12 protein-coding genes and 1 riboswitch are annotated in these 12,147 nt (G+C 75.5%); all 12 genes read left to right on the forward strand.

Annotated elements, in window-relative coordinates; all coding sequences use genetic code 11:
• Positions 1–86: 86 nt before the first annotated feature.
• Positions 87–977: a DUF1684 domain-containing protein gene (locus AAG589_RS03155; RefSeq protein WP_430565780.1), complete on the forward strand. Its 891-nt coding sequence runs from the start codon at positions 87–89 to the stop codon at positions 975–977.
• Positions 974–2,050 (forward strand): amino acid ABC transporter permease, encoded by a 1,077-nt coding sequence (locus tag AAG589_RS03160; protein ID WP_430565781.1) that lies wholly within the window; start codon positions 974–976, stop codon positions 2,048–2,050. The genes AAG589_RS03155 and AAG589_RS03160 overlap by 4 nt, the downstream gene beginning before the upstream one ends.
• Positions 2,047–2,880 carry an amino acid ABC transporter ATP-binding protein gene (locus AAG589_RS03165; protein WP_430565782.1) on the forward strand — a complete coding sequence of 278 codons (834 nt, stop codon included), beginning with the start codon at positions 2,047–2,049 and terminating at the stop codon, positions 2,878–2,880. Before AAG589_RS03160 ends, AAG589_RS03165 begins: the two co-directional genes overlap by 4 nt.
• Before the next feature lie 65 nt (positions 2,881–2,945).
• Positions 2,946–3,974 carry an ABC transporter substrate-binding protein gene (locus tag AAG589_RS03170; protein WP_430565783.1) on the forward strand — a complete coding sequence of 343 codons (1,029 nt, stop codon included), beginning with the start codon at positions 2,946–2,948 and terminating at the stop codon, positions 3,972–3,974.
• Positions 3,975–4,025: 51 nt separating this feature from the next.
• Positions 4,026–4,979 (forward strand): nitroreductase family protein, encoded by a 954-nt coding sequence (locus tag AAG589_RS03175; RefSeq protein WP_430565784.1) that lies wholly within the window; start codon positions 4,026–4,028, stop codon positions 4,977–4,979.
• A 62-nt stretch (positions 4,980–5,041) separates the two neighbouring features.
• Complete coding sequence (locus tag AAG589_RS03180) at positions 5,042–6,238, forward strand: LLM class flavin-dependent oxidoreductase (protein ID WP_430565785.1); 1,197 nt, start codon at positions 5,042–5,044, stop codon at positions 6,236–6,238.
• Positions 6,239–6,310: 72 nt separating this feature from the next.
• A complete protein-coding gene (locus AAG589_RS03185; protein ID WP_430565786.1) occupies positions 6,311–6,715 on the forward strand; it encodes a rhodanese-like domain-containing protein in 405 nt (134 codons plus the stop codon).
• A gap of 56 nt (positions 6,716–6,771) precedes the next feature.
• Positions 6,772–7,908 (forward strand): LLM class flavin-dependent oxidoreductase, encoded by a 1,137-nt coding sequence (locus tag AAG589_RS03190; RefSeq protein ID WP_430565787.1) that lies wholly within the window; start codon positions 6,772–6,774, stop codon positions 7,906–7,908.
• The gene (locus tag AAG589_RS03195; protein ID WP_430565788.1) at positions 7,908–9,068 is read left to right on the forward strand and encodes an LLM class flavin-dependent oxidoreductase; all 1,161 of its coding nucleotides are present in this window, start codon (positions 7,908–7,910) and stop codon (positions 9,066–9,068) included. Before AAG589_RS03190 ends, AAG589_RS03195 begins: the two co-directional genes overlap by 1 nt.
• A gap of 111 nt (positions 9,069–9,179) precedes the next feature.
• Positions 9,180–9,617 (forward strand): TlpA family protein disulfide reductase, encoded by a 438-nt coding sequence (locus AAG589_RS03200; RefSeq protein WP_430565789.1) that lies wholly within the window; start codon positions 9,180–9,182, stop codon positions 9,615–9,617.
• A gap of 69 nt (positions 9,618–9,686) precedes the next feature.
• Positions 9,687–10,148, forward strand: coding sequence for a DUF4395 domain-containing protein (locus tag AAG589_RS03205; RefSeq protein WP_430565790.1), 462 nt, complete (start codon positions 9,687–9,689; stop codon positions 10,146–10,148).
• Between the two features lie 149 nt (positions 10,149–10,297).
• Positions 10,298–10,411: riboswitch (SAM riboswitch) on the forward strand.
• 74 nt (positions 10,412–10,485) lie between these two features.
• Complete coding sequence (locus tag AAG589_RS03210; RefSeq protein ID WP_430565791.1) at positions 10,486–12,147, forward strand: ABC transporter substrate-binding protein; 1,662 nt, start codon at positions 10,486–10,488, stop codon at positions 12,145–12,147.

Consider the following 12,147-nt stretch of genomic DNA (forward strand, 5'->3'; position numbering starts at 1 on the left):
GCCCGCAGGCCCGCCGCCGCTCCCCGTCCTGCTGTCCGACCCGCTGCACACCGCGACGCTGCCCGCCCCTCGACCGGAGGCCCCCGATGACCGTCACCGACGCACCGCGTGTCCGCCCCGCCGACCCTGCCGCCGACCCCGCCGCCGACAGTCGCGCCCGCCGGCGCGCCGCCCGCGAGCGGGAGCTCGCCCTGCCGCACGGCTGGTTGAGCCTGGCGGGCTTCCACTGGCTGCCGTCCCGGCCGGAGCCGCTGCCGGGGGTGCCCGGACTCTGGCTCGCGGACGAGGCCGGTGCCCACCTGCGCCCGGCCGAGGCGGACGGGCCGCTGGTCCAGGGGCCCGACGTCGTCGCCGGCGCCTACGACGGCGACGTGCCCGAGGGCGGCAGCGTCCAGGTGGGGACGTTCCTGCCGGTCGGTCGCGAGCCCCTCGACCGGGCCGGCGACCCGACGACCGGCGAGACGGCCGCGGTGGCGATCGAGCTCGTGCGACGCACGGGGCGCCTCGCGATCCGGCTGCGCGACCCGCACGCCCGCGCCCGCCTCGACTTCGCCGGCGTGCCCGCCTTCGACCACGACCCGTCGTGGGACCTCGAGGCGCCCGTCCGCCTGTACGAGGCGCCGCGCGACGTCGTCGTCGGGGCCGCCCGGCCCGGCCTGGTGCACCGGCTGCAGGCGGTCGGCGAGGTCGACCTGACGCGCGGCGACCGGACCGTCACGCTCCTGCTGACCGGCGCCCCCGGCGCGGCCCCGACGCTGCTCTTCAGCGACGAGGCGCCGGGGGTGGCGCCCTGGCGGACGGCGCGCCCCGAGCTCCCCGAGGGCCTGGCCCCGGGTGCCACGGGCGTCGCGCGCCTCGACCTCAACGACGCCCTCAACCTGCCGTACGCGTTCAGCGACCACGGCACGTGCCCCGCCCCGCCGCCCGGCAACCATGTCCCGTTCGCCGTCACGGCGGGGGAGAGGTCGCCCCGATGACCGCCGTCACGACCCCGGGCGCCCGGACCCCCGCGCCCCCGGCGCCCGCGCAGGACGCCGCCGCCACCCCCTACTCCCACCTGCGCATCGTCCCCGCCCGCCACCCCGGGCGGTGGGTCGCGACCGCCGGCGTCGCGGTGCTGCTGGCGATGGTCGTCAGCTCGCTGCTCACCAACGACCGCTGGGAGTGGGACGTCGTCGCGCAGTACCTCACGTGGCCCTCGATCCTGTCCGGGGCGTGGGCGACGATCCGGCTCACCGCGGCGGCGTCGGTCGTGGGCTTCGCGCTGGGCACCGTCCTGGCGCTCATGCGGCTGTCGCGCTCCCCGCTGCTGGTCGGCGTGTCGTGGGCGTACACGTGGGTGTTCCGCTCCGTGCCGCTGCTGCTGCAGCTGCTGCTCTGGTACAACCTCGCCTACCTGTACCCGCACCTGAGCCTCGGCATCCCCTTCGGCCCCGAGTTCCTCTGGTTCGACACCCTCGGCGTGGTCGACAAGTTCGGCGCCGCCATCCTCGGCCTGGGGCTCTCGCAGGCCGCGTACTCGGCCGAGATCGTGCGCGCCGGCATCCTCAGCGTCGACCAGGGGCAGCAGGAGGCCGCCGCGTCCCTGGGCATCCCGCGCCGCCGCCAGGTGACCCGCATCGTGCTGCCCCAGGCGATGCGCTCGATCGTGCCGACGGCCGTCAACGAGGTGATCGGCCTGCTCAAGGGCACGTCGATCGTCTACGTGCTGGCGTACGGCGAGCTGTTCTACATCGCGTCCGTCATCTACGGCCGCAACGGCAAGGTGGTCCCCCTGCTGATCGTCGCGGCCATCTGGTACCTGGTGCTCACCACGCTCATCACGATCGTCCAGTACTACGTCGAGCGGCACTACGCGAAGGGCGCCGTGCGGACCCTGCCGCCCACGCCGTGGCAGCGGCTGCGCTGGTCGTCGGCCGTCGCCCTGGCCCGCCTGACCGGCCGCCCCGTGCCCGCGCACGTGCCGCCGGCCTTCGCCGCCCGCGCCCGGGTCGGCGTCCTCACCCGCACCGCCCGCACCGCGACCACCCGGCACGGAGGCCCCGCATGACCGCCACGACGACCCGCAACCCGCCCGCCCCGGCGCCGGGAGGCGCCGCCGGCCGCGTCGAGGTGCACGGCCTGCGCAAGAGCTTCGGCACCCTCGAGGTGCTCCGGGACGTCGACCTGACGGTCGAGCCCGGCACCGTGACCGTCGTCCTCGGGCCGTCCGGCTCGGGCAAGTCCACCCTGCTGCGCGCCATCAACCACCTCGAGAAGGTGGACGCCGGCTTCGTCACGGTGGACGGCGACCTCGTGGGCTACCGGCGCCGGCACACCCGCCGCGGCGGCCGCAGGGTCGAGGTGCTGCAGGAGCTCAAGGAGCGGGAGATCCTCGGGCAGCGCACGCGGATCGGGTTCGTCTTCCAGAACTTCAACCTCTTCCCGCACCTGACCGTGCTGGAGAACGTCATCGAGGCGCCGCTGTCCGCGCAGGGACGCCCGCGCGGCGAGGTGGAGCCCGAGGCCCGCGAGCTGCTCGCCCGCGTCGGGCTCGCCGACAAGGCGGACGCGAGGCCCCGCCAGCTCTCCGGCGGGCAGCAGCAGCGCGTCGCGATCGCCCGCGCCCTGGCGCTGCGGCCCCGCGTGCTGCTCTTCGACGAGCCCACCTCCGCGCTCGACCCCGAGCTGGTCGGCGAGGTGCTGGAGGTCATCAAGGACGTCGCGAGCACCGGCACCACGCTCGTCGTCGTCACGCACGAGATCGGCTTCGCCCGCGAGGTCGCCGACGACGTCGTCTTCATGGACGGCGGCGTGGTCGTGGAGCAGGGGCCGCCCTCCCAGGTGCTCGACCACCCGCGCCACGAGCGGACGCGCGCCTTCCTCGACAAGGTCCTCTGACCGCCGGCGACCCCGGCACCCCCACCGCCGCCCCCCCCGATCGCACCCATCCCCAGGAGCACCCCGTGACCGCACCGACCCGCCGAGCCCGCGCGCTCGCCCTGCTCGCCACCGTCCCCCTGCTCGCCCTCACCGCCTGCGGCAGCGTGAGCACCTCCGCGCCCGAGGCCGCCGGCACCGGCGGGGACGCCCCCGCCGGCACCGCCTCCGAGGGCGCGGCCGCCGCCGGCCTCGAGGTCAGCACCAGCCCCGACCAGGACCGGATCCGGTCCACCGAGTCGGCCGAGGCCGTCGGCCTGCTGCCGGACGCCTTCGCCGACAAGGACGACTTCGTCGTCGCCGTGAGCGCCGGCGCCGCCCCGCCGCTCGGCTTCTTCGCCGACGACGACTCCACGCCGATCGGCAACGAGACCGACATCGCGCAGCTCGTCGCCGACGGCCTCGGCAAGGACCTGCGCCTCGAGGTCAAGGCCTGGGCCGACTGGCCCCTGGCCCTCCAGTCGGGCGACGTCGACGCCGTCATCTCCAACGTCACCGTCACCGAGGAGCGCAAGGAGACGATCGACTTCTCCTCCTACCGCAACGACGAGCTGGGCTGGCTCACCAAGGCCGGGTCCGACGTCGGCGAGATCTCGAAGCGCGAGGACATCGCCGGGCTGCGCGTCGGGGTCGGCTCGGGCACCAACCAGGAGAAGATCCTGCTCGAGTGGAACGACCAGAACGTCGCCGAGGGCCTCGAGCCCATCGCCGACGGGCAGCCGGAGTACTACGAGCAGCTCTCCGACGTGATCCTCGCGCTGAAGTCCGGCCGCCTCGACGTCTACGTCGGCCCGAACGCCTCGCTCGCCTACCAGGCCAAGATCGCGCCCGACGAGCTCGCCGTCGTCGGCACGCTCAACGGCGGCTGGCCCGACACCGCGCAGATCGCCGTCGCGACCAAGAAGGGCAACGACCTGGCCCCGGCGGTCACGGCAGCCCTGCAGCAGGCCTTCGACGACGGCACCTACCAGCAGGTGCTCGAGCGCTGGGGGCTGGAGAACGAGGCCGTCGAGAAGCCCGAGACCAACCCGCCGGGCCTGCCCGCGACCGAGTGACGGCCGGTCCCCGACGACCCCGACCACCCCGACCGACCCCGAGGAGCGATCGTGACCGAACACGCCACGCCGGCGACCGTCGCCGCGCCACGACCCACCGCCCGGCCACGCCCCGCCCGCGCGACGGCGGTGGGCGTGGCGGCGGACCTGCGGACCCTGCAGGCCGGTGCACGGGTCGCCGCCCGCTACGGCGTGCGACCGGAGGACGCGGAGGAGGTCGCCCCCGGCGTCGCCGCGTCGCTCGCCGGCCTGCCCGGCGGGGCTTCCGTCCTCGACGTGCAGCTGCGGCACCGCTCCGTGCGGTCCTTCCTGCCCGGGACGCTGGAGCCGTGGGTGCTGCCCACGCTCGTGGCCGCGGCGCAGTCCGCGCCGTCGTCGTCGAACCTGCAGCTGTGGAGCGTCGTCGCGGTCACGGACCGCGACCGGCTCGCCCGCGTCGCGGCGCTCGCCGGGCACCAGGAGCACGTGCGGGACGCGCCGCTGCTGCTCGTGTGGGTGGCCGACGTGGCGCGGGCCCGGGCGCTCGCGGCGGCCGAGGGCGTGGACCTCGAGGCCGCCGGCTACCTCGAGACGACGGTCGTGGCGTTCCTCGACGCCGCGCTCGCCGCGCAGAACGCCGTCGTGGCGGCGGAGTCGCTCGGCCTCGGCACCGTGTACGTCGGCGCGGTGCGCAACCACCCCGAGGACCTCGCGGCCGAGCTCGGCCTGCCCGCCGGCGCCGTCGCCGTGGTCGGTCTCGCCGTCGGGCGGCCCGACCCCGACGACACGTCGCGCGTCAAACCGCGGCTGCCGCAGGACGCGGTGCTGCACCGCGAGACCTACGACCCGCGCCGCGTCGCGCACGTCGCCGACTACGCGCCGCGCATCGACGCCTTCTACCGCGACGAGCGGCTCGACGGCTCGTGGTCGCGGCGGGTGGTGGACCGCCTGCGCGGCGGCGGCTCGCTGCGGGGCCGCGAGCGCCTCCGCGAGGCGCTGACGGCGCTCGGCCTGCCCTCCCGCTGACGGGCCACCCACGATCCCGCGCACGACCGCGCACGACGTGCACCATCCGACTGGAGACCACCATGACCGACCCGACCCGGGTGCCCCTGTCCGTCCTCGACCTCGCCGTGGTGCCCGACGGCGGCACGGGAGCGCAGGCGGTGCGCGACGCCGTCGACCTCGCGGTCGACCTGGACCGGCTCGGCTACCGCCGCGTCTGGTACGCCGAGCACCACCTGTCGCCGGGCGTCGGCTCCGCGTCGCCGGCGGTGCTGGCCGCCGCCGTCGCAGCCCGCACCGAGCGCATCCGCGTCGGCTCGGGCGCGGTGCTGCTGAGCACCACCAGCCCGCTGATCGCCGCGGAGCAGTTCGGCACGATCGCCGCCCTGCACCCCGGCCGCGTGGACCTCGGTCTCGGCCGGGCGTTCGCCCCGCCGAAGGGCGGCGCCCCGCGGCCCGTCCCGGCGGCGGAGGCCCCGGGGTCGAAGGGTCGCCCGGGCCCGCGGGTCGTCGACGGCCTGTACGTGCCGGCGGCCCCGGCGGTGCTGGGCGACTCCGCGCTGCGGGAACGCCACCTGGCGCAGACGGCGGTGGTCGGCGCCTCGCGGACGCCCGCGAGCTTCCGCGCCGAGCTGGACCTCGTGCTCGGCCTGCGGGCCGGCACGTACGCCGACGAGGGCGGGCGCCGGTACGTGTCGCCGCCCGTGCAGGACGCCGCGTTCGACCTGTGGGTGCTGGCGTCCTCCGGCGGCGAGAGCGCGCGCGTGGCCGGCGAGCTGGGCCTGCCGCTGGCCGCGAACTTCCACGTCAGCCCGTCGAACACCCTCGACACGGTGGCCGCGTACCGGGCGGCGTTCCGGCCGGGCGTGCTCGCGGAGCCGTACGTCGTCGTCTCCGCCGACGTGCTCGTGGCGGACACGACGGAGCGGGCCCGGGAGCTCGCCGCCCCGTTCGCGGACTGGGTGCTGTCCATCCGCCGCGGCGCCGACGGCGCGATCGCCTACCCGCGCCCCGCCGACGCCACGCCGTGGGCCGAGCGGGACGAGGACGAGCGGGCCGTGGTGGCCGACCGCGTCGACACCCGCGTCGTCGGCGACCCGGCGACCGCCGTCGAGCGGCTGGAGACGCTCGTCCGCGTCACCGGCGCGGACGAGCTGCTCGTGACCACCGCCACCCATGACCCCGCCGACCGGCAGCGATCGTTCGCCCTGCTCGCGCAGGCGTGGGGCTCGCCCGAGGGGGAGCACGCCCGCGTGCCCGCCCTCGCCGCGTCGCGCTGACCGCGCGGCCGTCCGGCCGATCGTCTGGCCGCTTGTCTGACCGTCCCGCCCGAACTCGACCCAGGAGACCTCATGACCACCACGCCCGAGACCAGCACCTCCGAGACGACCGCTCCCGAGACCCCCGCCGCCGCGCCGGCGCCCCAGGACGCGCGCGAGGCCGGCGCCCGGGTCGAGCGCGGCGCGCTGCTCGTCGACGTGCGCTCCGCCCGCGGGCGCGCCGCCACCGGGGAGATCCCCGGCGCCACGCTCGCCGACCGCGACGACCTCGACGCCCTCTTCGGGCCGGCCGACGCCCCCGCCGTGTCCCTCGACACGCCCGTCGTCGTCGTGTGCGGGTCGGTGAACGGCTCCGGCCCGGTCGCCGCGGCGCTCGCGGCCCGCGGCTACACCGACGTCACGCACGTGGACGGCGGCTTCCCCGCCTGGCGCGACGCCGGGCTGCCGGCCACGCCGCCGACCGAGGCGGAGGCCTGAGCCTCACCACACCACCGGCTGCCCGAGACCGCCCGAAGCACACCAAGGAGACCACCATGCCCGTCGAGTTCCTCGGCATCGCCACCACGAACGACGCCTCCGAGACGTCGGCCCGCACCACGGCCGCGTTCGACCCCGCCTACCTGGAGCGCATCGTGCGCGCCCACGAGGACAACGGGTGGACGCGGGTGCTGTTCGCCTACGGCTCGTCCGGCCCCGAGCCGGCCGCCCTCGCCGCGTACACCGCGGCGCGGCTGGAGAGCATCGAGCTGCTGCTCGCCCACCGCCCGAACGTCTCCTACCCGACGTACGCGGCGAAGACGTTCGCCACGCTCGACCAGCTCTCCGGCGGGCGTCTGTCCGTGCACTTCATCACGGGCGGCAACGACCACGAGCAGGGGCGCGAGGGCGACACGCTCACCAAGGACGAGCGGTACGCCCGCACCCACGAGTACATCCGCATCGTCAAGCAGGCGTGGACCAGCCCGGAGGCCTTCGACCACCACGGCGAGTTCTACGACTTCTCCGACTTCGTGCTGGACGCGAAGCCGTTCGAGGGCCACGTGCCGACGATCTCGTTCGGCGGGTCGTCCGACGCCGCGTTCCGGGTCGGCGCGGCCGAGGCCGACATCTACGCCGTCTGGGGCGAGCCGCTGGCCCGCACGCAGGAGCAGATCGACCGCGTGCACGCCGAGGCGGCGGCCGCGGGCCGCGCCACGCCGCCGCGCATCCACGCCGCGTTCCGGCCGATCGTCGCGCCCACCGAGGAGCTGGCCTGGGAGAAGGCGCACCGCGTGCTGGACCGCATCGAGGCCCGCAAGGCCGCGCTGGGCGGGCAGCTCTCGCGCCGGCACCCGATCGACAAGCCCGAGAACGCGGGCTCGCAGCGGCTGCTCGAGATCGCCGCGGCCGGCGACCGGTACGACACGGCCCTGTGGACCGCGACGGCGAAGGCCACCGGCGGGGCGGGCAACTCCAACGCGCTGGTCGGCACGCCCGAGCAGGTCGCCGAGGCGCTGCTGGCGTACTACGACCTGGGCGTGCGCGTCATCTCCGCGCGCGGGTACGACCTGCTCGACGACGCGATCGACTTCGGCCGGTACGTCATCCCGCTCGTGCGCGAGGGCGTGGCCGCGCGCGACCGGGCCGCCGGCGAGGCGGCGACGGGCGGGGCCGAGGAGCGCGTGGCCTGATGCGCTTCCAGCTCCTCGACATCGTCTTCAACCCGCCGCACCCGGTCACCGGGGAGGCGGTGCCGCCCGCGGACCGGCTCGCGCGCGTCATCGAGCACGCCGTGCTGGCCGAGGAGCTCGGCTTCGACTCGTTCGCGGTGGGGGAGCGGCACGCCGGCGACGTGCTGTCGTCGGCGCCGACCGTGATCCTCGGCGCGGTGGCGGCGCGGACGCGGCGCATCCTGCTCTCCACGGGCGTCACGGTCCTGTCGCTGCTCGACCCGATCCGGGTGGCCGAGGACCTCGCCACCGTGGACCAGCTCTCCCGGGGTCGGCTGGAGATCGTCATCGGCAAGGGCAACGAGGAGCTGCAGTACCCGCTGCTCGGCCTCGACATCGCCAGGCAGTACGAGTACCTCGAGGAGAACTACGAGCTGCTGCGGCTCCTGCTCTCCTCCGAGGACGTCAGCTGGTCGGGCCGGCACCGGCACGCCCTCGAGCACGCGACCACGCTGCCGCGCCCGTACGCCGGGGCGTTCCGCATCTGGCACGGGTCCGCGACGAGCGAGTTCGCCGTCGACCTGGCCGCCCGGTGGGGCGACCCGATCGTGAGCGCCAACGCGCTGCAGCCGCGGGAGAGCTACGGGCGGCTCATCGACCGGTACCGCGAGCGGTACGCGGCCGCGGGTCACGACCCGGCCTACGGGTTCGTCGGCGCGGGGTCGGGCGGGCTGTTCCTCGCGGACACCACGGAGCAGGCGATCGAGCAGTACCGGCCGCTGTACGAGGGGCAGGTCGCGCGGCTGCGGGCGCGCGGCTACGACCCGGCCACGCACGTCGGCAAGGCGCAGGCCTTCGAGACGATCGAGGACGCCGTCGAGCGCGGACCCGCGCTGGTCGGGTCGCCCGAGCGGGTGGCGGAGAAGATCCTCGACTACCACGGCACCTTCGGGCACGTGCTGCAGTCGGTCTCGGTGAACCACCTGCTGGACCCGTCCCACCAGGAGGACGTGCTGCGGAGGTTCGCCGCCGAGGTCGCGCCCCTCGTGCGCGCCGAGGTCACGACGACGCTCTGGGGCCCGGACGACGCGCGCCGGGCGGCGGGGTTCACGGCGGGGGAGCAGCCCGGGGCGTCGGCCGGTGCGCCGCCCGGCGACCGCGCCGCTGCCCTGCCCGTCTGACCGGACGACGGGGTGTCCGACATCCGGGCACCCTGTCGACCGGATGGTGGGCGGCGGGGAGAATGTCCGCGACGTCGACGGCGTGAGGAGACGACGCGTGCGGAGGACACCATGACCGTGCAGCCGACCCAGCTCGTGATGCTGGGCGCCCTGGTCCTGGCGACCGTCGTCCTCGGCGCGCTGTGGAAGGCCCGCCAGGGGCGCGTGCGCACGGCCCCCGCGCGACGTGACGCCGCCGTGGACTGGGCGGCCCGCGGGATCCGGCTGGGGGAGCGCGCGACGTTCGTGCAGCTGTCCGCCGAGGTGTGCGCCCCCTGCCGCGCCACCGCCCGGGTGCTGCGCGGCCTCGCCGAGCGCGAGCCCGGGGTCGTGCACCACGAGCTGGACGTCGAGGACCACCTGGACCTCGTGCGCGAGCTGGGCGCGTTCGCCACGCCCACGGTCCTGGTGCTCGACGCGAGCGGGGTGCAGGCCGCCCGCAGCAGCGGCGGCATGTCGCCCGCCCAGGCGCGCCAGGCCCTCGACGCCGTCGTCCCCGCCGCCGGTTGAGCCTGTCGAAACCCCCGTCCCACCACCGCTGGTTGAGCCTGTCGAAACCCCGTCACCGAGGAGCAGCCCATGACCCGCGAGACCACCCGCACGCAGGCCCCCGCCGGCATCGACCCCCGCGGCCCGCGCGTGGGCGCCGGCATCACGGCGCTGCTGCTCGCCGTCGTCGTGCTCCTCGGGGCGACGACGGCCGGCCTCGTGCTGCTGGCCGTCGTCGCCGCGGGCTTCCTGCTGGGCGTCGTGCGCGGGGCGCAGGGCACCGTGCAGGGCTGGCTCTTCAAGGCCCTCGTGCGACCCCGGCTCGCGCCGCCCGCCGAGCTCGAGGACCCGCGCCCGCCGCGGTTCGCGCAGCTCGTCGGTCTCGTCGTGACGGGTGTCGGCGTCGTCCTCGGCCTGGCGGGCGTGCTCGCCGCCGTGCCGTGGGCGGCTGGGCTCGCGTTCGTCGCGGCCGCGCTGAACGCCGTCGTGGGCCTGTGCCTCGGCTGCGAGCTGTACCTGCTCGGCGCGCGCCTGCGGCACCCGGCCCGCTGAGGCGAGCCAGCGCCACCGCACCCACGAAGGCCCCGCCGTCACCGACGGCGGGGCCTTCGGCGTCCGCGGCCTCCTCGTCCGCGTCCGTGATGTGAGACGTGCCGCCCGACCCTTGACTCGCGGGGCCGCGGCGGCTTCCCTGCCGCCCAGGTGACGAGCGCCAGCACCCAGGCCCGGCTCGCTGGCCAGCAACCCTTCGACGTGACGGGGTGCTCCGGGAACGACCTGACCCCGCCGTGCCCGCGGCGGGGTAAGCACGGCTCCGGCCGTCCACGACCGCGCCCGGCCCTGCCGGGCGTGGGGGACGACCCGCCACGACCACGAGGAACGCCACGCGATGACCACCACACCGCGCACACCGCGCCGCCCGCGCCCCCTGCGCACCCCGCGCCGCCACGCCGTCGGGATCGCGGCGGCCGTCTCGGCCGCCGCCCTGCTGCTGAGCGCGTGCTCCGGCGGCGCCGACGCCGCAGACCCGGCCGCCTCGGACGACGCCGAGCCCGTCGCCGGCGGCGACCTGTCGTTCGCCATCACGGTCGACTCGCACTGCATCGACCCGCAGCAGGTCGGCAACAACGACGCGATCGCCGCCGCGCGCCAGACCGTCGCGTCCCTCACGGCGCAGGACCCGGAGTCCGGCGAGATCCTGCCCTGGCTCGCGGAGAGCTGGGAGGTGAACGACGACGCCTCGAGCTACACCTTCCACCTGCGCGACGACGCCACCTTCGCCGACGGCACCCCGATCGACGCGGCGGCGGTGAAGACCAACTTCGACGCCATCGTCGACCTCGGCGCGGTCGCGTCCCTCGGGTCGCAGTACCTCGTCGGGTACGCGGGGACCACCGTGGTGGACGAGGACACCGTGCGGGTGGACTTCGACGAGCCCAGCGCGCAGTTCCTGCAGGCGACGTCGACCTTCTCGCTGGGGCTGCTGTCGCCGGACTCGGCGAAGCTGTCCGCCGAGCAGCGCTGCGCCGGCGAGTACGTCGGCTCCGGGCCGTTCGCGGTGAAGTCGTACACCCAGGACCAGGAGATTGTGCTGGAGAAGGTCAAGGGCTACGCCTGGGGCTCGGCGGCCAACGCCCACACGGGCGAGGCGTACCTCGACACCGTCACCTTCACGGTCATCCCCGAGGCGAGCGTGCGCACCGGATCGCTGCAGTCCGGGCAGATCGACGCCACCGCCGCGCTCAACGCCGTCGACGTGCCGCAGTTCGACGGCAACGGGTTCTGGCTGTCCTACCGCGCCAACCCGGGCGTCGTGTTCAACCTTTTCCCGAACGAGTCCAGCCCGCTCGCGTCCGACGAGGCCGTGCGGACCGCGATCAGCAAGGGCATCGACCGCCAGCAGATCGTGGACACGGTGCTGACGCCGCAGGACCAGCCGGCCACCGGCGTCCTGTCGCACTCCACGCCCCTGTTCGAGGGCGCCGACGACCTGCTCGCCTACGACCCGGACGGCGCCGAGAAGATCCTCGACGACGCGGGCTGGGTCCCCGGCAGCGACGGCATCCGCGAGAAGGACGGGCGCAGGCTCAGCACGACCGTGACGTTCTGGCAGGTGCCCGAGCCGCTCGAGCTGGTCCAGCAGCAGCTGCGCCAGATCGGCGTGGACCTGCAGCTCAAGCACGTCACCGTGGCGGAGTCGGAGGCCGCGAAGGAGTCCGGCGACTTCGACTTCGACTACTACAACCTCACCCGGTCCGACGCCGACGTGCTGCGCACGATCTTCTCCGCGAACGCCCGCAACATCAACCAGCGCGACCCGGAGGAGGTGGACCGGCTCCTCGACGACTCGGCCGCCGCCACGGACCCGAAGCAGCGTCAGAAGCTCGTCACCGAGGCGTCGCGCCTCCTGCTCGAGCGCGGCCACGCCATCCCCGTCTACGAGCTGTCCACCACCATCGCCGCCGCCGACCGCGTCCACGGCCTCGGGTTCGAGGCGAGCTCGCGCCTGGACTTCTACGACGCGTGGGTGACCGACGGCGCGGGGGCCTGA

Source organism: Isoptericola sp. F-RaC21, assembly GCF_038593535.1.
Taxonomy (GTDB): domain Bacteria; phylum Actinomycetota; class Actinomycetes; order Actinomycetales; family Cellulomonadaceae; genus Isoptericola.

Coding starts and splice junctions, on each gene's coding strand:
- AAG589_RS03200 (WP_430565789.1), top strand. CDS start 9,180: ATGACCGTGCAGCCGACCCAGCTCGTGATGCTGGGCGCCCTGGTCCTG.
- AAG589_RS03195 (WP_430565788.1), top strand. CDS start 7,908: ATGCGCTTCCAGCTCCTCGACATCGTCTTCAACCCGCCGCACCCGGTC.
- AAG589_RS03210 (WP_430565791.1), top strand. CDS start 10,486: ATGACCACCACACCGCGCACACCGCGCCGCCCGCGCCCCCTGCGCACC.
- AAG589_RS03205 (WP_430565790.1), top strand. CDS start 9,687: ATGACCCGCGAGACCACCCGCACGCAGGCCCCCGCCGGCATCGACCCC.
- AAG589_RS03155 (WP_430565780.1), top strand. CDS start 87: ATGACCGTCACCGACGCACCGCGTGTCCGCCCCGCCGACCCTGCCGCC.
- AAG589_RS03160 (WP_430565781.1), top strand. CDS start 974: ATGACCGCCGTCACGACCCCGGGCGCCCGGACCCCCGCGCCCCCGGCG.
- AAG589_RS03185 (WP_430565786.1), top strand. CDS start 6,311: ATGACCACCACGCCCGAGACCAGCACCTCCGAGACGACCGCTCCCGAG.
- AAG589_RS03180 (WP_430565785.1), top strand. CDS start 5,042: ATGACCGACCCGACCCGGGTGCCCCTGTCCGTCCTCGACCTCGCCGTG.
- AAG589_RS03165 (WP_430565782.1), top strand. CDS start 2,047: ATGACCGCCACGACGACCCGCAACCCGCCCGCCCCGGCGCCGGGAGGC.
- AAG589_RS03190 (WP_430565787.1), top strand. CDS start 6,772: ATGCCCGTCGAGTTCCTCGGCATCGCCACCACGAACGACGCCTCCGAG.